At 59.9% G+C, this 23674-nt stretch carries 19 protein-coding genes; 13 read left to right on the top strand and 6 right to left on the bottom strand.

The window, feature by feature from the left end; translation table 11 throughout:
* The first annotated feature begins 7 nt into the window (after positions 1–7).
* The 10 genes from A3OO_RS0100285 (at position 8) to A3OO_RS0100240 (ending at position 8754) form a co-directional block, all read left to right on the top strand.
* Positions 8–928 (top strand): SDR family NAD(P)-dependent oxidoreductase, encoded by a 921-nt coding sequence (locus A3OO_RS0100285; protein WP_018405829.1) that lies wholly within the window; start codon positions 8–10, stop codon positions 926–928.
* Entirely contained in the window at positions 919–2286 is a 1368-nt protein-coding gene (locus A3OO_RS0100280; RefSeq protein WP_018405828.1) for a glycosyltransferase, read from the top strand. Before A3OO_RS0100285 ends, A3OO_RS0100280 begins: the two co-directional genes overlap by 10 nt.
* Positions 2287–2334: 48 nt before the next feature.
* Positions 2335–3351, top strand: coding sequence for an HlyD family efflux transporter periplasmic adaptor subunit (locus A3OO_RS0100275; protein WP_051080334.1), 1017 nt, complete (start codon positions 2335–2337; stop codon positions 3349–3351).
* A complete protein-coding gene (gene devC / locus A3OO_RS0100270; protein ID WP_245257064.1) occupies positions 3306–4520 on the top strand; it encodes an ABC transporter permease DevC in 1215 nt (404 codons plus the stop codon). The genes A3OO_RS0100275 and devC overlap by 46 nt, the downstream gene beginning before the upstream one ends.
* Positions 4517–5185 carry an ATP-binding cassette domain-containing protein gene (locus A3OO_RS0100265; protein WP_018405825.1) on the top strand — a complete coding sequence of 223 codons (669 nt, stop codon included), beginning with the start codon at positions 4517–4519 and terminating at the stop codon, positions 5183–5185. Before devC ends, A3OO_RS0100265 begins: the two co-directional genes overlap by 4 nt.
* Positions 5186–5408: 223 nt before the next feature.
* Positions 5409–5648 (top strand): hypothetical protein, encoded by a 240-nt coding sequence (locus A3OO_RS22795; protein ID WP_156824712.1) that lies wholly within the window; start codon positions 5409–5411, stop codon positions 5646–5648.
* Positions 5649–5739: 91 nt separating this feature from the next.
* The gene (locus tag A3OO_RS23360; RefSeq protein ID WP_156824711.1) at positions 5740–5991 is read left to right on the top strand and encodes a hypothetical protein; all 252 of its coding nucleotides are present in this window, start codon (positions 5740–5742) and stop codon (positions 5989–5991) included.
* A gap of 120 nt (positions 5992–6111) precedes the next feature.
* On the top strand, positions 6112–6405 hold the full coding sequence (locus A3OO_RS23355; protein WP_018405823.1) for a hypothetical protein: 294 nt from the start codon (positions 6112–6114) through the stop codon (positions 6403–6405).
* Between the two features lie 355 nt (positions 6406–6760).
* On the top strand, positions 6761–7129 hold the full coding sequence (locus A3OO_RS0100245) for a copper resistance protein CopC (protein ID WP_026222546.1): 369 nt from the start codon (positions 6761–6763) through the stop codon (positions 7127–7129).
* 2 nt (positions 7130–7131) lie between these two features.
* The gene (locus A3OO_RS0100240; RefSeq protein WP_018405820.1) at positions 7132–8754 is read left to right on the top strand and encodes a copper resistance D family protein; all 1623 of its coding nucleotides are present in this window, start codon (positions 7132–7134) and stop codon (positions 8752–8754) included.
* A 52-nt stretch (positions 8755–8806) separates the two neighbouring features.
* Here A3OO_RS0100240 and A3OO_RS0100235 read toward each other — a convergent pair whose 3' ends face one another.
* From A3OO_RS0100235 to A3OO_RS0100210, 6 genes are all read right to left on the bottom strand, one after another.
* Complete coding sequence (locus tag A3OO_RS0100235) at positions 8807–10429, bottom strand: adenylate/guanylate cyclase domain-containing protein (RefSeq protein ID WP_018405819.1); 1623 nt, start codon at positions 10427–10429, stop codon at positions 8807–8809.
* A gap of 178 nt (positions 10430–10607) precedes the next feature.
* A complete protein-coding gene (locus A3OO_RS0100230; RefSeq protein WP_026222544.1) occupies positions 10608–10979 on the bottom strand; it encodes a response regulator in 372 nt (123 codons plus the stop codon).
* A gap of 17 nt (positions 10980–10996) precedes the next feature.
* Complete coding sequence (locus A3OO_RS0100225; protein WP_018405817.1) at positions 10997–13768, bottom strand: response regulator; 2772 nt, start codon at positions 13766–13768, stop codon at positions 10997–10999.
* 3 nt (positions 13769–13771) lie between these two features.
* Positions 13772–15046, bottom strand: coding sequence for an urea ABC transporter substrate-binding protein (locus A3OO_RS0100220; RefSeq protein ID WP_051080366.1), 1275 nt, complete (start codon positions 15044–15046; stop codon positions 13772–13774).
* A 133-nt stretch (positions 15047–15179) separates the two neighbouring features.
* Positions 15180–16652, bottom strand: coding sequence for a S10 family peptidase (locus A3OO_RS0100215; protein ID WP_018405815.1), 1473 nt, complete (start codon positions 16650–16652; stop codon positions 15180–15182).
* 62 nt (positions 16653–16714) lie between these two features.
* Positions 16715–17404, bottom strand: a complete 690-nt coding sequence (locus tag A3OO_RS0100210) for a TetR/AcrR family transcriptional regulator (protein ID WP_018405814.1) — start codon at positions 17402–17404, stop codon at positions 16715–16717.
* Positions 17405–17707: 303 nt separating this feature from the next.
* Here A3OO_RS0100210 and A3OO_RS0100205 point away from each other — a divergent pair, with 303 nt between their 5' ends.
* The 3 genes from A3OO_RS0100205 to A3OO_RS0100195 are packed head-to-tail and all read left to right on the top strand — an operon-like array spanning position 17708 to position 23643.
* Positions 17708–19372: an efflux transporter outer membrane subunit gene (locus A3OO_RS0100205; RefSeq protein ID WP_018405813.1), complete on the top strand. Its 1665-nt coding sequence runs from the start codon at positions 17708–17710 to the stop codon at positions 19370–19372.
* Between the two features lie 28 nt (positions 19373–19400).
* Positions 19401–20543 carry an efflux RND transporter periplasmic adaptor subunit gene (locus A3OO_RS0100200; RefSeq protein ID WP_198008845.1) on the top strand — a complete coding sequence of 381 codons (1143 nt, stop codon included), beginning with the start codon at positions 19401–19403 and terminating at the stop codon, positions 20541–20543.
* Between the two features lie 16 nt (positions 20544–20559).
* Positions 20560–23643 carry an efflux RND transporter permease subunit gene (locus tag A3OO_RS0100195; RefSeq protein ID WP_018405811.1) on the top strand — a complete coding sequence of 1028 codons (3084 nt, stop codon included), beginning with the start codon at positions 20560–20562 and terminating at the stop codon, positions 23641–23643.
* The last annotated feature ends 31 nt before the right edge of the window (positions 23644–23674 follow it).

Below are 23674 nucleotides of genomic sequence, written 5' to 3'. Positions count from 1 at the left end.
TTTCCGCATGAGCGAAGGCGCGAAGCGGGCCGTCGTCATTACAGGCGCATCAACGGGCATCGGCGAAGCCTGCGTCAAGTTGCTCGTCGAAAGGGGCTTCCTGGTTTTCGGTTCGGTGCGCACGGCCGCCGACGCCGAACGTCTGAAGGCGCAATTCGGCGAAAATTACGCGCCTCTCCTCTTCGATGTGACCGACGGCGATGCGGTCGCGCGGGCAGCCGTTGCGGTCGAGGACCGGCTTCAGGGCGGGACGCTGGCGGGGCTCGTCAACAACGCCGGAATGGCCGTGGCGGGGCCGCTGCTGCATGTGCCGATCGAGGAGCTGCGCCGGCAGCTTGAGGTCAACGTCATCGGCCAGATTCGGGTGACGCAGGCCTTCGCGCCGCTGCTCGGCGCCCGCGCCTCGCAGGAAGAGCCGCCGGGCCGCATCGTCAACATGAGCTCGGTGGCGGGCCGGATGGTCGGGCCGTTGATGGGACCCTACAGCGCTTCGAAATTCGCGCTCGAAGCCATGTCCGACGCGCTCCGCCGCGAATTGGCGGTCTATGGGATCGCGGTCGTGGTGATCGAGCCCGGCATGATCGCCACGCCCATCTGGGACAAGGCCGAATCGGCCGCCTTCGACGCCTTCGACCGGACGATCTACGGCCCAGCCGCGCGTCGCGTGCAGAAATGGGCGGTGGACCAGGGGCGCACCGCAGTCGGGCCAGAGCTTGTGGCCGAAGCGGTCCATCGCGCGCTCGTCGGGTCGCGGCCGCCGCTGCGCATCCTCGTGCTCGGCAGCAGCGCCTTACACTATTACGCACAGCTGCTCATACCGGCGCGCCTCATGGACTGGCTGATGGCGCGCCATTTCGGTTTCGATAAAATTCGGCGGCCGCTGGTCTCGAGTCGCGCCGCCAAAAAAGAAGTGATCCAATGGCCCTAGACCGCCCGAAGATCCTTATCGCGACCTTTGGCACGCTTGGCGATGTGAATCCGTTTATTGGACTAGGGCGCGCCCTGCAGCGGCAAGGGTGCGTCCCTGTCATCGCCACGTCCGAAGAATATCGGGATGTGGTGCAGAGCGAAGGGCTGGACTTCCGGCCTATGCGACCGGATCTCGGAGAAATCTCATCTCGGCTGAATATGCAGAAGGGCGAGATCGCGACCAAAATGTCGCGGAGTAAAAGATTCCTATTCGATCAGGTGATGTTTCCACATCTTCGCGACGCCTACCGTGACGTCATGGAACTGACGAAGGATGTTGATGGAGTTGCGACGCATTGCTTAGCGTTCGGCGCTAAGGCCGCCGCAGAACAGCGGAATCTTCCTCTCTTCAACGTGTTTCTTTCGCCCATGCTGCTGTTTTCTGCGGAAAATCCTCCGTTAGGGACGCCGGCGCCGTTCATTATATCTCCGTCGCCGCTCGCCGTCGGATACAACGGACTCCTGATAAAAACGCTCGAAGCGGGGTTAACTCTTCTGGCTTCGCCGCTCGCGCGATTCAGAGATGAACTGGGTTTGCCTCGCGTGCGCGGTTTTGAGCTTTTGGTGGGCGCTCCGGGCGCAGCGGCGACGATCGGGTTGTTTAGCTCGCTCCTCATGCCCCCGGCTTCCAAGCGGACAAGGTCGGAAATTGTTGTTGGACATAGTTTCCACGATGGGTGCAACACGCCAGCGGGCGCGTCGGACCCGGAGGGGCTTCCGTCTGAGTTAATAGAATTTTTGGACTCAGGGTCCGAACCGATCGTCTTCACGCTTGGGAGCCTCGTCGCGATCGATCGGATAGACTATTTTCGAGCCTGCGCCATCGCAGCTCGATCCCTCAACAGGCGTGCAATTCTTTTGGCGGATAGCGCCGATGTGAACAAATTGCGCCAAGAGATGTCTTCCGAGATTTCCGTGCACGGCTACGTCCCGCATTCGCTGCTGTTTCCCAGATGTTGCGCTATCGTTCATCACGGCGGAATGGGATCTGTGGGGCAGGCGCTTCGCGCCGGCAAGCCACAACTCGTAACCCCCTTCTGTAACGACCAATTCGATATCGCTGAGCGCCTGAGGCGACTTGGCGTTGCGCGTACGCTGAAGGCTAAAGACGTCTCCGCTGATCAATTGGCGCGGAACATTGAATGGCTCTTGTCGTCGGCTAGTTATGCTGACTGTGCGAGGGCGGTCGCTAATGAAATCGCATTAAACGATGGCGCGGAGTCCGCCGCGGCGTTAATATCGCAAAGGCTCAGGCGTCCAGGACGAGGAATAAGCGGTTGCGTTGTCGAAGGTGAGCCTGGAACAGAGCGCGTCTGAGGGTTGCGGCGGCAATGTCTTAATCCCGAAAACGGCATGGCGGGTGAAATGAACCACGAATTTCGTTTCGGAGTGTCGGATGGCGCGGCTCTGCATCGGGCGGAACGTTTGCTGCGGAATCGCATTTCCCTGCGATCGATCCACCAGATCCTTCTCATCGCAGCGTTGACCATCGGCCTGCCGCTTTTCGTGTGGGCGTATTTCGTGGGCGCCGACGACGCGCCCGCCAAACCGATCAAGGAGACGGCGTGGGCTCCCGCGGCCCTCGGCGTTGGCGCGCTGGGCTGGATCGAACCGCGCTCGCGACTCATCCGAGTCTCGAACGAGGCGGCCGCGACCGGCGGCGTGGTCGGCGAAATACTGGTGCGGGAAGGCCAGGCCATCAAGGCGGGGACCCGGATCGCGGTGCTCTCGGACTGGCGTCGTCGCCGAGCGGAAGTGGCGCTCGCTGCGGCGGAAATTAGCGCCGCCAAGGCGCGCCGCCTTGCTGCCGAGGCCGAACTCGAGAGCGCCCAGCGGGACGCCGAGCGCAAGAAGAGCCTATACAAATCCGGCTCCGCCACGCTTTCCGTGGTCGATGGCGTCGAGTTGCGCCTGAAAAAGGCCAAGGCGGATGTCGACGTCGCGACCGCGAGCGTACTGCAGAGCGAGGCCAATCTGGAACTCAAGGAGGCGCAGCTGTCGCAGGCGGTGTCGACCGCGCCGATCGACGGCGTCGTCATCAAGATCAATGCGCGCCCCGGCGAGCGCATCGGTCCCAACGGAGTGGCCGACATTGCCAATCTCAACGAGCTGGACGTCGTCGCCGAAGTTTACGAGACCGACATTCCACGGGTCAGAGTCGGTCAGAAGGCGATTGTAAAACTTCCGGAGCGGACCGCGCCCTATCCGGCAAAGGTGCGTGAGATCGCTTTTCTCGTCCGCAAAAATCATGTCAACGACGCTGATCCGCTCGCCGACCGCGACAATAGGATCGTTGAGGTGCGGTTGACTTTGGAGCGTCCAGGCATCGAGCAGCTTTGGCACCAGCTCTTCCGTCAGGTTCAGGTGCAAATAGAAAAGTGAGCGGTGTACCCCCGGCGCTCTTCGCCGCTCGATTGGCGTGGCGCCAGCTCATCTACGACAAGCCCAAACTGCTTGCCGCCACTTTGGGCGTGTTGTTCGCCTGCGTGCTCGTGTTCATGCAACTAGGCTTTCGAGATTCGCTTTACACCAGCGCGTCTTCCGCGCCGCTGAAAATGCAGGGCCAGCTGTTTCTACTGCACAAGCAGACGGAAGCCCTCTGGCGCCCCGTCTCCTTCGAACGAAGCATCCTGATGCGCGCCTTGGGCCTTCCAGCAGTGCGGCGAGTCGTGCCCCTCTACATGTCGCTCGGACAATTCAAGAATATGGATACCCATATCCAGCGGACGCTGATGATTTATGGGTACGATCCCACGGCCGAGCTCATTCATATTGACGACTTTGCGACGTTCAGATCCGAGCTGCAGCGGCAGGATACGGCGCTCTTCGACGTGACCTCACGCCCGGAGTTTGGTCCGATAAAGGAGTTGATCGCCTCCGGGCGCGACATCACCGAAATAAACGGTCGCAAAGTAAAGCTCGTCGGCACCTTCAATATGGGCACCACTTTCGCCGCCGACGGCAACGTCGTGATGAGCGATCTCAACTTTCATCGCGTTTTTCCTTCGCGATCCCTCGATCAGATTGATATCGGCTTCGTCCTGCTGGCGCCGGGCGCCGACATCGCCGCGGCGCAAGCCGCACTCCTGCGACTCGTCGGGCAGGAAGTGCAGGTCTTGACCTATGAGGAGCTCGTCCGCTTCGAGCAAGCCTATTGGGAGAATTCGGCGCCGCTCGGCTTCATTTTCGGTTTCGGCACGCTTATGGGCCTGATCGTTGGCATGGTGATCGTCTATCAGATCTTGTTCACGGATATCGGAAACAACATTCCGCAATACGCCACTCTGGTGGCCATGGGATACAGCCAGTCTTATCTGCGAAACATTGTCTTTGCTTCGTCGATATATCTGGCCGTATTCGGATTTCTGCCGGGCATGGCGCTGTCCACGCTGCTGTATCAAGTGGCTGAGCGTTCTATTTTCATCCCGTTCCCAATGACGCTCGGGCGTATCGCCAGCGTCTTCTTTTTCATCCTGACAATGTGCGCGCTGGCTGGCTTGCTGGCGATACGCAAATTGAAATCGACGGATCCGGCCGACATGTTCTCATGAGCATGATCGACGTGAAGGGTTTGAATTTCGCTTTTGGACAAGGCGAGTTGCGTCGTCAGGTCCTGACAAACATTCATCTTTCCATCGAAACCGGCGAAATCGTTATTCTCACCGGGCCCTCTGGCTCGGGAAAGACGACGCTGTTGACCATTTTGGGAGGGCTGAGGCTTGCGACCTCCGGAAGCGTCGTCGTGCTCGGCGAGCAACTGGTGCGAAGCGAAACCAGCACACGGATCGCTGTGCGGCGGCAGACAGGATATATTTTTCAGCAGCATAATCTCTTCCTCTCGCTGACCGCCACAGAGAACGTCTGCATGGCGCTTGAGCTGCATGATCTATTTTCTGAAAAGGAACGGGTTGGGCTCGCGCGTCAAATTCTGACTCAGGTCGGACTGGAGGAGCGTCTGGAGTATCGGCCCCAGCAGCTTTCTGGCGGACAGCGCCAGCGCGTTTCGATCGCGCGCGCCTTGGTTTCCAGGCCGAAGATCGTGCTCGCAGATGAGCCGACCGCGTCTCTCGATAAGAATAGCGGCCATGAGGCGGTCGAAATATTGAGAAACCTCGCCAAGCAGAATGGAACGACGATTTTGATCGTCACCCACGACTATAGAATATTGGATATCGCCGATCGCATCATCAACCTCGAGGATGGGATCATCAAATAGCGATCAAGTCGCACCAAAGCCGTCAGTGTCACGATACGTCGAAATGGGTTTGATCCACTCGCGTCGGCCAAAGCGTGGATCGGTCGCGCCGGAGACCAGCATCGCAAGTTAAATCAGGTGAATGCTGTCCGGACGCAACGTTCGTTCGTTTTCTGGTAGGAACGTCAGCCAGAGTCGCACAAAGTCCTACTCGGCCGAATACAGGCCAGAGGAGAAAGTCAAAATGCGTAGAGTCTTCTTCTCAATATTAGGCCTGCTGGCCGGCTATGCCGCTGGAGCAGCCCTGGGAGGAGTCCTCGTCTCGCTTTTCTCTGGCAACGTGCACGATAAGGATCTTGAGATCGTGATGACATCTGCCTTCGTCACGGGGCCAGTGGGAGCCTTGATGGGATTGCTGGCCGGGTTGTTCGTGCAGCGCGGCTCAAAAGGGGATGAGCGAAAAAAGCAAGGCGAGCCCCGATAGAATGAAAGCGATGATCCCCCCGGAACGCACGAAACTCCCGATCTTGTAAAAGCCTTCGCTGCGCAGGGATCGACCCAGGAAGTAAAGGCAGATGGCGCCGATCAAGAGCTTGAACCAGATCGGGTTATCGCCAAAGGAAAATATCGGTACGACCATCGCGCCTGCCCTTCAGAAACGTTTGTCAGCAAGACATTCGCCTTCCAAAGGAATGCCCGCTTTCTTCAACAAGCGCGTTGAAGGCTTGCCGAGCGGATCAATTATGCAAGCTGCTCGCGCTCCTTCGCGCTCAGCAGCACAACGTAGTTTTGACGACCATCTTTTTCCCGGCCACGAAACACCTTGATCGCTGTTGTGCAGAGACAGAGACTCAGAAATCGATGACGCGAACCACTAGCGCCGCGCAGAGCCCGGCTTGGCCATCCTGCGATGCTGTTTGGCTAGGAAGGTCGCGGGCATAGCATGTATGAACGTCGCGGAAATCTTGTTCCTCGATCCGCTGACGACTTGCGCCTGGCCCTGCATCATCGCCTCGAACCCGTCACGCGGGACGCCGGCCGCGCTCGCCTTCCTGGCCTGGCCGACGCGCGTATCCAACATGTCGGCGCGGCGAAAGAAGTCCGTCTCCGTCGCGCCCGGCATGAGCAATATTTCAAAAGTTCTCGCCGATCGTCGAGCCAGCGTCCATGCGTGCTCAAGTAATCTCGTCCATTTCGGCGCGCTTCAGCTGCATCAGCAGATAGCGCTGGCCGGCGTCTGAACCATGCGAGGCCAAACAGGCGCTTTCGTTGCTTGCTCATCAACCTGTTTCTGAACTGGTTCACCCATCGAAACTGACAATGGCCGCACGAACTTTTCCTGTCGTTCGTCGAAAAAGCGTTAGGCCTTGCGTATGAGGGCTGCTGCGCTGAAGGCGCAGGCCTCGCGCATTGGGCTTCGGTTACGAGCCTTCTACGGCGACGACAAAGGCCTTCGTCATTGCATCAGCAACGGCAAAACGCCCGAGGAGAAACCGCAACAAACATCGACGAGCTCCGCTTGTCGCTATACGCGCGTGACTTAAATGCAATGACGGTCAACGGCCGGAAATCTGTGGTTTTCAATTAGAGCTTACGATGATCCCACGGAAAAGATTACTCTTTCTTCTGTCGCTTATAATGGCGTTCGCGCTTGCGCGCGTTCCCTGCCTCGCACATGCGGCTCTCATCTCAGCTTCGCCTCAGGATGGCGCAACGGTTCCAAGCGGAGAAGTCGTCATTCAACTTCGGTTCAATAGCCGTATTGACTCGAAGCTTTCGCGTCTCACGCTTCTCAAGGCCGCAGATCCAAGCGTCGTTCAGCCTCTCGAAACGAGCCCAGTATCCGAGGGCCTGAAAGCGAGAGCGCCGGACTTGCGGTCGGGCGCGTATACGCTCGAGTGGCAAATACTGAGCGTTGACGGCCATCTGACGCAAGGCAGGCTGAACTTCCGCGTGGAACGCTGATTATGCAAGCTTTCATTGCGTTGTACGGCTTTTTGGACCTCGTGCTGCGCGCATATCTCCTCGCGACGCAAGCGATCATCGTGGGGGGCATAGCGTTTCTGACGCTTGTTCTGTCCCCTGTTGACGGGAAACTAGACGCCGAAGAGGCGCCGATTGCGCGACGTTGCCTGCGCATCATTTTTTGGAGCTGCTGTGCTTCGGTCTTCGGCGAGATCGTTGCCGTGGGCGTGCTGACCGCGATGCTCGTCGGAACGTTGCAGGTGGATTTTGCGGTCGCAGCCAGCGCCGACGCCGTCGTCAGTCATTTCATCGCCATGATCCTGTCGGGCGCACTGGCGCTTTACGCCCGCCTCGGCGCAAGCGCCTTTTTCAAGTGGAGAGGAGGCGCCGTCGCCTTAGCGTTGCTGCTGGCGTGTGCGCATGTGGGCGTGACACATGCCGCGAGCCGGCCCGTCGCCTCAGCGTTGCTGGTGACAACCGAGATTGTGCATGTGCTTGCAGCGGCGATCTGGATCGGCGGCATTCCGTTCCTTTTGGTCGCGCTCGGAATGACGAAGCAGGGTGCGGCGCGGCGATTGATCGTCTCCAAATTCTCCCGGAACGCCATGTGGTCTGTGGGAGCATTGATCGCCGCCGGCCTTCTGATGACGACGCGCCACTTTTCGGATTTCAGCGCGTTGTATGAAACGAATTACGGAATGCTGCTCAGCACTAAAATCGTGCTCCTCTTTGGCTTGCTGTGCTTTGCCGCCGCGAATCTCTCAACAACTCGCAAACTGTGGCGGATTTCTTCCACGCCGATCAGAAGATTATTACGTTTCTCTGAGGTGGAGGTGGGACTGGGCCTCGTTACGCTGTTTTGCGCCGCCGCTCTTGCATCTGCGTCGCTCCCGACAGACGGCGCGGAGCGCACGAGCCTGTCTGAGATCACGGCGCGTTTTGCGCCGCGTTGGCCGAGTTTCTATAGTCCAGCGTATGCCGAGCTGTCCGCTGCGCAAACGCCCGCTGACGTCTCCAGCGTAGCCGAACCAGCAACGCCTAGCCCCCCCAGCGCGGCGGACATTGCCTGGGCGGAGATGAATCATCATTTGGCGGGCGTTTTTGTTGTCCTCATGGGCTTTTTCGCGTTGCTTGAGCGCCATCGCCAAACCGCGTCGGCGGCGCGTCATTGGCCTTTGTTATTTTTGTTGCTTGGCGGCATTTTGGTGGTTCGCGCGGATGAAACCGCATGGCCCCTCGGACCCATAGGGTTCTTCGAAAGCCTTCGTGATCCTCAGATCGTCCAACACAAAGTCATTGTGGTCCTTATTGCGACCTTTGCGATATTCGAATGGCAGGTTCGACGAGGCCGCTTTAAATCAGACTGGCCAGCCTTCGTCTTCCCGATAACAACTGGCGCGGCGGCAGCGTTTCTGTTGACGCACTATGGACACACGGAAGGCAAAGACGAGGTTCTGGTCGCGATCAGTCATACGCCTATCGCGTTGCTCGGGGTTGTCTCCGCGAGCGCGCGCTGGCTGGAAATACGTTTGTCGGACACCTCCGCGGGTCGAATTGCTGGTTATGTTTGGCCCATGGCATTCCTCTTATCGGGCCTCCTGCTTCTGCTCTACCGAGAAGCGTGACCGGCAGCAGCATGCATCCTGAGAAGAACAGTTGAGCAACCGGGAGCTGCGCCTACCTTCTCCCGGTCAGAAAAAAGGCTTCCATCGCGCCCTTGCCTTTGATTTCGAGGCCGTCGCGCGGCGCCAAAACGAAGTCCCTGCACAAATGCTCGTAGGTCGATGCTGAAACCTGGATGCGGCCCGGAAGGCTGTTCGACTCCAGCCGGCTCGCAACGTTCACCGCATCGCCCCAGATATCGTAAATGAACTTGTGCGCGCCGATGACGCCCGCGACGACGTCGCCGGAGTTTATGCCCATCCTGATTTCGAGGGGCGTCGGCAAAGTATCGTTAAGAATGTCCAGTGTTTCGGCCATAGCCAACGCCATGTCCGCGACGGCGTGCGCGTGATCGCCCCGATCGCCGAAGAGCCCGCAAGCGACCATGTACGCGTCGCCAATCGTCTTGATCTTCTCAACGCCAAATTTGAGCGCGAGCCCGTCAAACGCCGAGAAAACGCTTCCCAATACGCCAACAAGTTCGGGAGCCGGCAGCCTGGAGGAGAGTTCGGTGAAGCCGACGAAATCCGCAAACAGAATCGTGACGTCGCTGACATGATCCGCGATGACCGTTTCGCCGCTCTTCAGGCGCGCGATAATCGGCGCCGGAAGAATATTGAGGAGAAGCTGCTCGGAGCGCTCTTTTTCGATGCGCAACGCTTCGAGCGCCTCGCGCTCTCGGTCCCGTAGATGCTTTTTCTCCAGTGACGATCCGATACGCGCGCGAAGGAGCACCGGATCGAAAGGTTTCGCGAGATAATCATCGGCGCCCGCTTCGATGCATCTGACGATGGAGTCGATCTCGTTCAAGGCCGATATCACGATGACTGGAATGTCTCTCAATGCAGGATCAGACTTGAGGATCGAAAGAACATCGAAGCCGCTGATATCCGGCATCAGCAGATCGAGGAGAATGAGATCGACGGGCGCCTCCCTCAACATCTCCAGCGAGCAAGACCCATTTTCAGCCAGCGCGACAGAGTGGCCCTGTCGTTCCAGTCGGCGCTTCAGGAGCTCCCGATTGGACGCGTTGTCGTCGACCACGAGGATACGGCTCGGCCGTACGGCGACACTGTCGGCTTCGGCTTCTGAGATCGGCTGGACAGAGGCGACGAAGCGATGAGCGACCATGGCGGACACAGGTCCCGAGCCGACTTCGGCGTCCGCCCGCGCCTCGGTTTCGGGGAGTGAAAAACTGACCAGGCCGTCGATACGCTCAAGCAGGCGCGAGGCTTCCTCTAAAAGTCGATTGAGGTCCGAGACCAGCGCCTGCGTGTCGTCAATGCCCGCTGCGTCTTCGCGCAGCATCTCGCCATATCCCTTTATGGCGTTGATGGGCGTGCGCAGATCGTGCCGCAAGTGGCGACGATAGTCCTCGGAATCCTCGCCTGGCCCGTGTGTCGGCTCGCGCGACCGACTGACGAGTGACGCGATGACATCAATCAGCGAATGGCTGGCGGCGTGGATTTTTTCGAGGTCGTCACGAAATTCCCCGTGACCGTTCCTTTCGGCCTCGTCCAGCAAAATTTCTGCATAGCCCGCAATCGCCTCTGCAGGCGCGCTCAGCTCCTGCTGCACATAAGCGAGCAGTGCGCGATCGCTCCTGTCGGCGGACGGCCGGAAGTCATGCGACGTCATGTTATTTTCCCAGAAAACCGGAACGCGCCAACGTCCGCTGTCCAAGATGCGTGAGTCGCATTTCTCATAAATGGTTCAACCGGTGGGGTCGCCAGAGTTCGCTCTACGATGACGGCGACAGGAACGCGGCCGTGCATCTGGAGACGGAGGCTTCGAGACGACAATTGATCAGACGATGCTAAGCGCCAGATTGAATCAGGGCCGTGATCTTGCCCAGAAGTCGCGTGATCTCGACAGGTTTCGTGTCATAGTCGTCGCATCCCGCTTCGATCGCCTTCTCCCGGTCCCCCGCCATCGCATGGGCGGTGAGGGCGATGACCGGAATCTTGCGCGTCGCTTCGTTTTCTCTGACCCGGCGGGCCGCCTCCCAGCCATCGATGACCGGCAGGCTCATGTCCATCAGGATGAGATCGGGCGATTCGGCGGCGGCCATGTCGACGCCCTGCTGGCCGTCTATGGCGATCACGACTTCATAGCCATTTCGCCTGAGGCGCCGCGACAGCATATCCCGGTTCATCTCATTATCTTCGACAAGCAAAATCTTCACCACCGACCCTGTCTCCGATGTCAATGCGCTTGGACGGCGTCCGTCGCGCTGGGATTGAGGCACTGACGCATAATCGTCACCAGCTCCTCAAGATAGTCATGGTCCTTCGTGATGATGTCGGCTCCGAATTCTTTCAGCTTGCAAATATCCTCTTCGCTGAGATCTTTCGCCGTGACGATGATGACCGGCAAATGGTCATAGACGCGGCGCTTACGCAATTCTCTCAGGAAACCGAACCCGTCGAGATTTGGCATCATCAGGTCGAGAAGGATCAGGTCCGGCGCCGGATTTTCAGCGATCCAGTCGAGCCCATCCTGCCCGTTGATGGTGGCTTCGGCCGTGTAGCCAGCGCCCGAAACGCAGCGGCAAAGAAGCTCGCGCGTCGCGGAGTCGTCCTCGATGATGAGCACCGTCGTTTCGCTCGATGCCGCGCAATATTGCGTCATCAGGGCCGTCAAGCGCTGACGGTCGATGGGCTTTGTCAAAAGCTCCGCCGCCCCGAGCGGAATCGCCAGAGCGCGCTCGTTGAGAATCGTCACCATGATGACGGGGATGTTCCGAAGCTCATCATCCTCCTTGAGCTGCCTGAGCACGCTCCAGCCGTCGAGCTGGGGCATCATCACATCTAGCGTGATCGCATTCGGCCTGTGCTGTCTCGCCAGGGCTAGCGCTTCCAGCCCATTACGGGCGGCGATGACGTGATAGCCCTTGTTCTCCAAAGTTCGTGTGAGCAGGTCGCGCGCGGTCGCGTCGTCGTCGACGACCAGTATCGTCGGGAGAGGCCGGGACGAAGTCGGCTCGGCTCGTTTCTTCGTCGCGATGGGCTCCTGCCGGTCCGGAAGCCTGATCGTGAAGGTCGAGCCTGCGCCCAGCGCGCTCCCAACGGAGATGTCGCCGCCGAGCGCTGCGCAAAAATGCTTGGTGATCGCGAGCCCCAGCCCCGTCCCCCCGAAGCGCTTCGTGGTCGACGCGTCGGCTTGAGTGAAAGCCTGGAACAGGCGGGAAAGCTGCTCCTGCGTCATGCCGAGCCCCGTGTCGGACACGTGAAAAATCACGGAAGCGTCGGCGTCTCGCTCGACGGTCAAAGTGACTTTTCCCTGGCTCGTGAATTTGTTTGCATTGCTCATGAGATTGAGCAGGCACTGCTTGACCTTCGTTTCGTCGGACAAAAAGCCGCCCACGTCGTCCGGGCAGCAGAGCTCCAGCGCATTGCCGTTCTTGTCGGCGAGGGGCTGAACGATCGACAGGACCTCATTCACGAGAGGCCTGATCTCCACCCTCTCGATGAAGACCTCCATCTTTCCGGCTTCGATTTTGGAAAGATCGAGAATATCGTTGATCAGGCCAAGCAGGTGCCGGCCCGCGCTCTCGATCCTCTTCAGGTCTTCGATCGGCTCTGGGTCGTCGTTGTCGAGCGCGTTCTCCTGAAGCATTTCGCTATAACCGATGATGGCGTTGAGCGGTGTGCGCAGCTCATGGCTCATGTTTGCAAGAAAGGCGCTTTTCGTCTTGCTGGCTTCCTCGGCCGCCACGCGCGCGACGGACAATTCCTCGTTCGCGAGCTGAAGTTCGCGCGTGCGCGCCCGGATCTTGTCCTCCATGGAGTCGTAAAGGCCGCGCAGCTCCACGGTCATCGAGCGGATCGCCCTCAGCAGGAGCCCCGTTTCATCACGGCTGCCGATCTCGAAATTTGCGTCGAGATCCCCCGCGGCGACCTTCTCGGCGACGCCGACAGCGGTCTTGATGGGCTTGGTGATCGTGCGCGCGACGCCCATGGCCAGAGCGATAATCGGCGGAATCATGAAAAAGAGCAGCCAGAGCGTCGCCTCCTTTTGCGCGCTGGTGAGCGCGAAGGCCTCCTTCGTGCTCTGCTGTACGACCATGCCCCAACGAAATGAGGGAACGTAGGTCCACGAGGCGACGACGGGCCTGTTCTCGAGGTCATCGAAGAGGCCCGAGCCGTGGACGCCGGCGAGCGCCCGAGCGAGCGCAGGAAAAGCGCCGCCATCGAGCGGCGCTCTGATGCTGAACGCCTTAGAAGCGTCGTGCCGCAGCGGATTGACCACGACCATTTGGCCCTGATCCAAGCGGGCGGCGACGAGCACCTCTCCCGTCTCGCCGAGACCCGTGTAGTCGTTGATGAGGCTGTAAAGCTCCTGATTATCGAGCTGGAAGACGACGACGCCAATCACGACGCCGTTTTCCAGAATGGGCCCTGCAATAAAGGCGGCAGGCTCTTTCAGCCCGGGGTAGATCTGAAACGCCGAAATTTCGGCCTGCAGCAATGTGCGCGCCCGATTAAGCGTGTCCGAAAGCTCCGTTCCCTTGAGCGGTCCGCCGAGCGAATTTGGGTTGAAAAGGGCAGGGTCCGATTGCTCGAAAAGCGTGAAGCCTTCGGGCGAGACGATCGCGCAGTTGACATAGTTGAACGTGTCGGAAAAACGCTTGAGAACCGGGCCGTGTTTCGCGACAGCCTGGCGATAGGACTCCGAGTCTCTCCCGCTCGTCCTTATGGCTTCGGAAAATTCCCTTGTGGCCTCGCCAATTGAGGCGCTGTGCATCAGCGACTCGACGCTTCTGATTTTTTCAAGCGTCAGAGTCTCCAGCTGCTCCACTTTCTTCTTGGCGACAACCTGCAACGACGTCTGAATCGTCTGCTCGAGAGACTCTCGCGAAATGTCATAAGTTCGCCAGGCGAGGAGGCCGCAGGAGACGATATTGATCGCAAGGAACCAGAAGATGATCTTGGCGCCGATGGAGCGCCGGAGGAAATCGAGCCTGGGGAGCTTCATGGATCAGTCCGCCTCTGTCGGATTAGCCCATCTGCCGCCCCATCGGTTGTACAAGGCGGCAAGAAACTCCTCCCACTCGGCTTTCGTGCGGGTGGGCGGATAGGGCACGGGACGGATCGGACGATCGATCGTCCAGACAAGCTCGATTCGGCCATCAGGTTGAATTTTACCGACAGAGAAAGACCGCCACGTATGCTGCGTGTAGGGATCAACCGACACCAGACCTTCGGGCGCATCGAGGGTCTCGGTCAGCATGGTGCGTTTGACCCTCTGCACGTCGAAGGACTGCGCCTCCTCGACCGCCTTCGCCCATAAGATGACGCTGAAGTATGAGGTCGCGATAACGTCGCCCGTCACACGGTTGGCGCCATATCTTTCACGAAAGGCGCGAACAAACCGCTCGTTCGCCGGCTTCTTGATCGCCTCGAAATAGCTCCAGGCGCTGTAATGGCCTTGGAGGTCGGCGATCGGTAGGCTGCGAAGCTCTTCCTCGCCGATGCTGACGGAGACAACCGGCGCCTTGTCAGCGGAAAGCCCAGCGTCGCTCAGCGCCCGATAGAACGCCTTGTTGGAATCGCCCACGACTGAACTGACAATAACGTCCGGCTGCGCCAGCTTGATTTTTTGGACCGCCCGAGAGACGTTGGCGCTTCCGAAGAAAATATAGTCTTCGCCCACAAGCTCCGCGCCTAGCGCGCGGATCGTGTCCTTCATAATTTCGTTGATGCTGTGCGGCCAAACATAATCTGAGCCGATCAGATAGAATTTTCTGCCAATGTGATCGAGGCTCCATTTGATCGCCGGAATGACCTGCTGATTGGGCGCCGCGCCCGTGTAGATAATGTTGGGCGACTGTTCGAGTCCCTCATAGGCCATGGGATAGACCAGGAGCTGACCGTATTTTTCGATAATGGGCGCAACCGTCTTACGGCTTGCGGAGGTCCAGCATCCGAAAATCACGGATACGTGTTCCTCGGTGATCAGGCGCTCGGCTTCTTTCGCGAAGGTCGGCCAATCGGATTTGCCGTCGGCGATGATCGGCTGAATCTTGCGCCCCAGTAAGCCGCCCTTCGCATTGATCTCCTCAATCGCGAGCAGCTCCGCGTCGACCATTGAATTTTCGCTGATCGCCATCGGCCCAGTGCGCGAATGCAGAATTCCGACTTTGATCGGCGCGCTTTCCGCCTGGAAAAGGAACATCGTCGCGGCGAATACCATCGCGGCGGCGATAGCGACCGCGACAAAGCCTTTCCACGCGCTGCGAGTGTCGAGGGCCATTGGCCGTATCCTGCTTCCGAGTTTGCGAAGATCGAAATCGAACGTCATTTACTCGATCGTCGCATTGCATGACTGGATGTTTGAACGGAGGCTGTTCGAACGCGCCTCGAAGTGTCGGCGTCGGCGTTGTTTGTCAATTCCGTTCAACAGAAATTCGCGCCGTGTCGCGTAAAGCCCGACGGGATTCATCCCGCACATAAGGCATGTGCCCGCCGGGCAGAACAACGAACTGCACGCGCGAACCATCGCCAAAGGCGGGAAGCTGGTCCAGCAAGAGTTTCGTCGCAAAATAGGGCGTAACGAGATCGGTAATTCCGTGCACGATGAGAACCTTGAGCCGCGGATCGAGCGCCAACGCCTCGCGCAGGTCTGAGACGGCTTCCGCGTTGACGCGCCCACCGCGCCCGTAATCCCATTGGTGCGCAATTTGCGCATTGAGGATTTCATATCGCGCGTCGTTTATTGGCCACTCTAGCTTTTCGGTCACGATCCGGCTCATGGCGGCGCCCAACGGCGTGCGTAGCGTGTCAAGCACTGGGTCCTCCCAGTCGCTGTCTTGCGAAAAGGGCGCGGGGTCGAAGCCGGCGACGTCGCCATCATAAGCGCTCAGAATCCGTTGGTCGTCGCGCATCCGCTCGCGACTGAACGTCTTGACGTGCACACGGCCGCCGAGCTGCGACACAATCTTGCTGTTGAGACCGGTGAATTGCGCTACCCTGGCGCTCAGCCGCGACAGAGCGTCGGCATCCCGCACCCCCTTGAGCAGATCGGTCAGATAAGCGCCTCCGGCATATTCCTCGACGTCGGCAAGTGCGGCTCGATCCTTTGCGCCGCGCGTGACTGCTGCAAACGAAGGTAAGTAAGCTGAGTAGGACAGAAGATTGCGCGCGTCCAACCAGGTGAAGTCGAGGACTGGGGAGATGAGAATGAGGCCTGTCACACCTACGCTTTCGCGCTCTCGCAGCGCGTGCACCAGTTTGACGGCGCGGAAACTCCCATAGCTCTCGCCGACAAGATATTTGGGGGAGGCAAGGCGTCGATGTGTGGTCAGCCATCTGCGAATGACCACGGCAAGCGCGTCGGCATCGCCTTGGACCGAGAAGAATCGCTTCCTGAGATCCTCGCCGTCGCCAAGGATCTTGCTGTAGCCTGTGCCCGGCGGATCAACGAACACCAGATCGGCGAAATTCAGCCAGCTCTCGGCGTTCTCCACGATTGTGGGCGGCGCCGATGGCGAGAGCGGGTTGGCCATCTGAAGGCGCCATGGCGACAGCGCGCCCAGGCCCATCCACGCTGAGCCCGCGCCGGGTCCGCCATTGAAGACGAAAGCAACCGGCCGCATGAGCGATTCCGCGCCCGCGCGTTCATAGGAAACATAGGCCACATCCGCTTGCGGCGCATCACTTTGGGCGTCCCGCAGATGCACGGCGCCTGCTCGCGCCGTGAACGCCACCTTCTCGCCGCCGAGCGTGATCGTATGGTTGGTGACGACTTCCGCGGGCAGACCGCGTGACGGAACGGATTGTTCGTTTACACTTTTCTTTCCCGCTGTCGCATCGTCCGCCCGGCATGGGAAGCAGCCGCCCGCGACGATTGCGGCAAGCAAGAATATCCATCGAATTGGCGGTTTACTCGTCATGCTTCGCCCATAGCAATCGCGTCGTACAATTAGTTTGAAGCGGTCTTATTGCGACATCTCGCTGCAACGCGCGAAGTTCCCTCTCGCCTATATGCTCTCAGAAAAGCATCGATTCCCGCATCGACCATCGCGTTAACCGAGGCTTCGGCTCTCGGTTCGAGACCGAGCGCGGTGTGAAGCGGCAGGTCTCCGCGGACAAGACTCAAAAAATGGCTCGCGGCTTCTGTCGCGTCTGAGAACGTCAAGAGGCCGCGGTCTTTGGCCTCTTCGAGCAAGGCGGCGACGCGCATGAGCTCGTTTTTCGGCCCGCTTTCAAAGAAGAGCCTGCAGAGTTGCGGAAAGCGCATGCGCTCACTGGAAATCGCCTGAAAAAACGCCATCGACTCCGGCGTCAAATACACTTCGACAAATTGACGCGCGAAGCTTCGAAGCGCCTCGACAAGGCCGATGTCGAGATCGGGCATCTTCAGCCTGCTCGCTTTCAGGCGGCATTCCGCTTCGATCAAATGGGCGAATAAAGCTTCCTTGCTTGGAAAGTAAGCGTAGAGCGTCGCCTTCGACACGCAAGCGGACCGCGCGATCGCGTCCATGCTCGTCTCCGCGAAGCCCTGTTCGAGGAATAATTTTCGCGCAGCCTCGATCACGGAACATTCCTTCCGTCCCGCAACATGCGCCTCTGTCGATCCTGCCGTCGCATGATCCGCCGACGGGCTCTTCATGGCGGGGTCCTCAATTTCAATCTTTGTAGCGGTAACGCCGCAAGGACTCTGGCTTTCATTCAAGGCTCTGCCCCGCACCATAGGCTCATTCTCGCACCTTCGCCGGGCTCAACCCGGCCTGTCGCCGTGGGGTGTGACGTATCTATCGGCCCACTTTTGAAAAGTTTCAAACTAAACGATCCAGTTCAATTTAACGTTGACACGCGCCAAAGGGCAAGCATAAAACTGAACCGTTCAGTTTAACCTGGGTCCGACATGAGCTGGAGGGCGCCTCAAATATCCCGGCCGTTGCTCAACCCTCATGTGGGGGATCGCCTCGCTCTTGCGCTCGAAAGCCCGAAGGCGCGAAACATCGCCCAGAGCGATCGACGCCAAGGGACATTGATCAGCTCGAAACGCAGGGCGGCAGCGCTGGGGCTTCTGCTTGCCGCGTTTCTTTCCGGCTGCGCTGTGGGCCCCGACTTTGTCGCGCCGGAGGCGCCCTTGGACGCGGGCTATGCGACGGGCAAGCCAGCGAACATCACCCAGTCAGCGCCCATCGCGGGCGGCGGCGCGCAAAAGCTCGTTCCTGGCCGCGACATTCCGGGCGAATGGTGGCGACTGTTCCGCTCCAAGCAGATTTCGGCGCTGGTGGCTGAGGCGGTGACCAACCATCCCAACATCGCGGCCGCGGAAGCGGCGCTTCGCCAGGCGCGCGAAACTACGGAAGCCGATGCGGCGTCCTTCTTTCCCTCGGCCACTCTGAGCCAGAGCGTCGCGCGCACGCAAATGACGACGGCGCAATTCGGCGGCTTCTCGCAAAGCTCCTCGTCGAGCGGGCCGACGGCGCTGCTCTACACGCTCCATAATTCGAATGTCGCCGTGTCGTTCACCCCCGACGTCTTCGGCAAGACGATGCGCACGGTTGAGAGCGATTTCGCCGCGGCCGAGTATCAGCGATTCCAGCTTGAGGCGACCTATCTGGCGCTGGCCGCCAATGTGGTGACCGCCGCGATCGCCGATTCCAACTACGCCTCGCAGATCAAGGTCACGCGCGATCTCATCGCCGCCTATCAGAAGCAACTCGACATATTGCAGAAGCGCTTCGAGCTCGGCGCCGTGAGCGCGGCCGACGTGGTGTCGGAAAAGGCGCTCGTCGCTCAGGCGCAAGCGACGCTGCCGCCGCTCGAAAAAGCGCGCGCGCAGACGCGCAATCAGCTCATGGCCTATCTCGGCCGCTTTCCCAATGACGATAAGGGCGAAGCGATCGACATCGAGCATCTGCATCTGCCGCGGGATCTGCCGCTCAGCCTGCCGTCCAATCTAGTGCGCCAGCGTCCGGACGTTCTTTCGGCGGAGGCGCAGTTGCAACAGGCAAGCGCCAATGTGGGCGTCGCCACGGCAAATATGCTGCCGCAGCTGACGTTGACGGGCAATGGCGGCAGTCAGGCTTCGAATTTCGCGCAATTATTCTTGCCGCAGACCTCGGTCTACAATCTTGCGACGCAGATCTCCGGCCAGGCGTTCGACGCCGGCAGATTGTTCCATCAGCGCGAGGCGAAGCTCGCCGCGCTGGAACAGGCGGAAGCGCAATATCGCGCCACCGTGATCAGCGCCTTCCAGAATGTCGCCAACGCCCTGCAGGCGATCAAGCATGACGCGGAGACGCTGCGTGCGCAGGTTGCGGCGGAAAAGGCCGCCGCCGAAAGCCTGGATATTTCGCAAGCCCAATATTTGGCTGGCTCGACGACCTATCCGACGGTGCTCAACGCCGCGCAGACCCTGCTCAACGCCCGTCTCAATCGCGTCCAGGCGCAGGCGGCGCGCTTCTCGGATACCGCGGCGCTGATGCAGGCGCTCGGCGGCGGGTGGTGGAATCGCCTCGACGAGACGCCGGCGTCGCTTCCAAAACCCACCGACCTCATTTCAACCCTGCCGATCGCAGCGGCGATACGCGCCGAGGCTGAGGAACGCTCCCGTGCCCGTTAACACGCTTTTGCAAGACCGTCTCGGATCGATGTTCAAGCCCATGATGATCATGCTGGCGATCGTCGCCCTCGTGTTCGCAGGCCTTTACGGTTTCGTCAGTTTCCGCTCGATGATGATCGGGCGGTTCCTCGCCTCCATGGCCAATCCGCCGCAGACCGTGTCGGTGACGACGGCCGCCTATCGGGAATGGCGCCCGAAGTTTTCCGCCATCGGCACATTCCGCGCCGTCAATGGCGCGGACCTCGCGCTCGAAACCTCCGGCATCGTTGAGAAGATCCACTTCCAGTCGGGAGAGGACGTCAAGGCGGGGCAAATTCTCATCGAGCTGCGCAAGGATACGGACAACGCTCGGCTCGAAGCCTTGAAAGCCACCGCGGAGCTCAACGCCATCAACCTGCGCCGCGACCAGTCGCAGCTCAAAATCCGCGCCGCGAGTCAGGCGACTGTGGATACGGACATCGCCAATCTGCGAAGCGCCAACGCCCAGGTCGTTCAGCAGGAGGCGGTGATCGCGCAAAAAACCCTGCTCGCGCCCTTCGCAGGAAGGCTCGGCATCCGTCAGATCGATCTTGGCCAATATATCGGCGCCGGAACGGTGATCGTGACTTTGCAGGCGCTCGATCCGATCTTTCTCGACTTTGTCTTGCCGCAGCAGGACTTGAATGGCGTCTCGGTCGGACAAACGATCGCCGCGACCGTCGACGCCTTTCCCGGCCAGAGCTTTACGGGCAAGATCGACGCCATCAGCTCCAAGGTGGATCTCGCAAGCCGCAACGTGCAGGTCCGCGCGAGCCTCGCTAATGGCGAACGCAAGCTGCGGCCCGGCATGTTCGCGTCAGTGGAAATCGCGACCGGCAAGCCTCAACGCCTGATCACGCTGCCGCAAACGGCGATCGTCTATGCGCCCTTCGGCAATTCGGTGTTCCTTGCGCAAAAAAGCGAAGAGAGCGCCGATAAGAAGGCGCCGCAAGGCTCCGGGCTCATCGCGCATCAAGCCTTCGTTCGGCTCGGCGAAGCGCGCGGCGATGAAGTCTCGGTGCTCGAAGGGGTGCCCGAAGGCGCGACAGTTGTGACGGCCGGTCAGGTCAAGCTGCGCAACGGCGCGCCGCTCGCCGTTTCGCAAGAGCCGTCGCCACCTGTCGACGACAACCCCAAGCCCGTGGATCAGTGAACGGAGATTTCGCAACATGCGTTTCACCGACATTTTCGTGCGCCGCCCGGTGCTCGCCACCGTGGTGAGCCTGCTGATCCTGGTGCTTGGCCTGAGATCGCTGGCGACTTTGCCCGTGCTGCAATATCCGCGCACGCAAAACGCCGTCGTCACGGTGATGACATACTATTTTGGCGCCGATCCGGCGACCGTCGCCGGCTTCGTCACGACGCCGCTCGAAAACGCCATCGCGCAGGCGAATGGCATCGACTATCTCACCTCGACGAGTCAGATCGGCGTGAGCACGATCACCGCCAATCTGCGCCTGAACTATGATTCCGGCAAGGCGCTCACCGAGATCAGCACCAAGATCGATTCGGTGCTCAACCAATTGCCGCAGGCCGTGCAGCGGCCCGTCATCACCGTCAAGATCGGACAAACGACCGACGCCATGTACATTGGCTTCAACAGCGACATCCTCACGCCGAGCCAGGTGACCGACTATCTCATCCGCGTCGTGCAACCGCGTCTGCAATCGGTGCCGGGCGTGCAGACGGCGGAACTCATCGGCGGCAAGACCTTTGCGCTCAGAGCCTGGCTCGATCCGGTGAAGCTCGCCGCCTATGGGCTCACCGCCAGCGAAGTGGCGGCGTCCCTCCAGAGCAATGACTATATCGCCGGCCTCGGCTCGACCAAGGGCCAATGGGTTCAGGTCAATCTCTCGGCGGCGACGTCGCTCCATTCACTCGAGGAGTTTCGCAACCTCGTCGTCAAGCAGGTGAACGGCGCCAATGTGAAGCTGCGCGACGTCGCCAATGTCACGCTCGGCGCGGACGATTATGAATCCTCGGTGTCGTTCGACGGCAAGCAGGCGGTCTATATCGGCATTCTAGTGGCGCCGAACGCGAATTTGCTCAATGTCGTCAAAGGCGTCAAAGACGCATATCCCGACATTGTCAAAGCGCTGCCCCAAGGCTTGAATAGCGAGATCGTCTACGACACGACGAATTTCGTGAACAGCTCCATCGACGAGGTGATTCACACGCTCATCGAAGCGGTCCTCATCGTCACCGCCGTCGTCTTCGTGTTTTTGGGATCGTGGCGCTCGGTGCTGATCCCGATCATGGCGATTCCGCTTTCGCTCATTGGCTCGCTGACGTTTCTCCTCGCGCTCGGCTTCTCGATCAATCTGCTGACGCTTCTGGCGCTGGTGCTCGCGATCGGCCTCGTGGTCGACGACGCCATCATTGTCGTCGAAAACGTCAACCGGCATCTCGGCGAAGGCCTCACGCCTGTCGACGCCGCGCTGCTGGCGGCGCGCGAACTCGCGGGGCCGATCATCGCCATGACGATCGTGCTGATCGCCGTCTATGTGCCGATCGGCTTTCAAGGCGGCCTCACCGGCGCGCTCTTCGTCGAATTCGCTTTCACTCTGGCGGCGGCGGTCACCGTGTCGGGCGTCGTCGCGCTCACCTTGTCGCCAGTGAGTTGCGCGCTCGCGCTCAAGCCCCCGAAGCGAGGCGAGGAGACGCTTGAGTCCCGCATCGTCGGCTTTATCGATGCGCGGATGGACGCCGTCCGGGACCGCTATCACCGGCTGCTGGACTCCTCCCTCAATTACGTCCCGGTGACGCTCGTCTTCGGCGGGCTGGTGCTTTCGAGCATCTATTGGCTCTACGCCAGCGCCAAGAGCGAACTCGCGCCAAACGAGGATCAGGGCATCATTCTGGCGCAGGCGACTCCGGCGCCCAACGCCACTCTCCAACAAAAGCTGTACTACGCCGATCAGGCATATAAGATCATCGCCAAGCATCCAGAGACCGACAGCGTGTTCCAGATCAATTCGCTGGCGGCGAATCTGTCCGGCGTCGTGCTCAAGCCCGCGGATGAGCGCAAGGTCGGCGCGGAGGACTTGCAGCATATGCTCCAACAGGAGCTGAGCGCCGTTGCGGGCGTGCGCTTCGTCGCCTTCCAACCGCCGCCGCTTCCGGGCTCGATGGGCTTGCCGATTCAATTCGTGTTCCAGAGCACCGACCCTTTCGAGAAGATGGACGGCATCTCCCGCGAATTCCTGTCGAAAGCTCTGGCGACGGGAAAGTTCATGTTCCTCGACACTGATCTCAAGATTGATCAGCCGCAGTTGTCGCTTGTCATCGACCGCGAAAAGACCGCGCAACTCGGCTTGAGAATGATCGACGTCGGCGGCGCGCTCACCACCGCGCTGAGCGGCGGTTATACGCAATATTTCGGGCTCGCCGGCCGTTCGTACAAAGTCATTCCGCAGGTCGCCCAACGGTTTCGGCTGAATCCGGATCAGATCTTGAACTACTACATCAAGACGGCGGACGGCTCCTTGGCGCCGCTTTCGACCGTCGCCAAGCTCGAAACCGCCATCGTTCCCGAGTCGCTCAATCATTTCCAACAGATCAATTCGGTGACGATTTCTGGCGTGGCCGCGCCGGGCGTCATCGCCGGCGAGGCGCTCGACGCGCTGAAAGAGGTCGCGCGCCAAGCGTTGCCCGCGACCTATACGATCGACTATGCCGGACCCTCGCGCCAGTTCATTCAGGAGTCGAGCGGCTTCGCGGTGACGTTTGGCTTCGCCCTCATCATCATCTTTCTCGCGCTCGCCGCGCAATTCGAGAGCTTCCGCGATCCGCTGATCATTCTCGTATCCGTCCCAATGTCGATCGCCGGCGCGCTGGTTTTCATCATGCTCGGCTTTGGCGGCGCGAGCATCAATATTTACACCCAGGTCGGTCTGGTGACGTTGATGGGCCTGATCAGCAAACACGGCATTTTGATCGTGGAGTTCGCCAATGAATTGCAACACGGCGGCATGTCGAAACGGGAAGCGATCCTGGAGGCCACGTCCATTCGCCTGCGTCCGATCCTTATGACCACCGCGGCGATGGTGCTCGGCGTCTTCCCGCTCATCATGGCGGCGGGCGCGGGCGCGGCGTCGCGCTTCAACATGGGGCTGGTGATCGCCTCGGGCCTTTCTATCGGCACCTTGTTCACGCTGTTTGTTCTGCCCGCGGTCTACCTCGTCCTCGCGGCGGACCATTCGGGGTCACGCAAGAAGGCCGCGCTCGATGTTGTGTCGCCAGCGCATCCATAAGTTGGGTCGGAGATCGTTCTTAAAGGCATGA

Origin of the sequence: Methylocystis rosea SV97 (genome assembly GCF_000372845.1) — a bacterium.
GTDB lineage: Bacteria > Pseudomonadota > Alphaproteobacteria > Rhizobiales > Beijerinckiaceae > Methylocystis > Methylocystis rosea.
The sequence above is the reverse complement of the archived record's forward strand: the minus strand, read 5'-3'. Positions and strand labels throughout refer to the sequence as shown.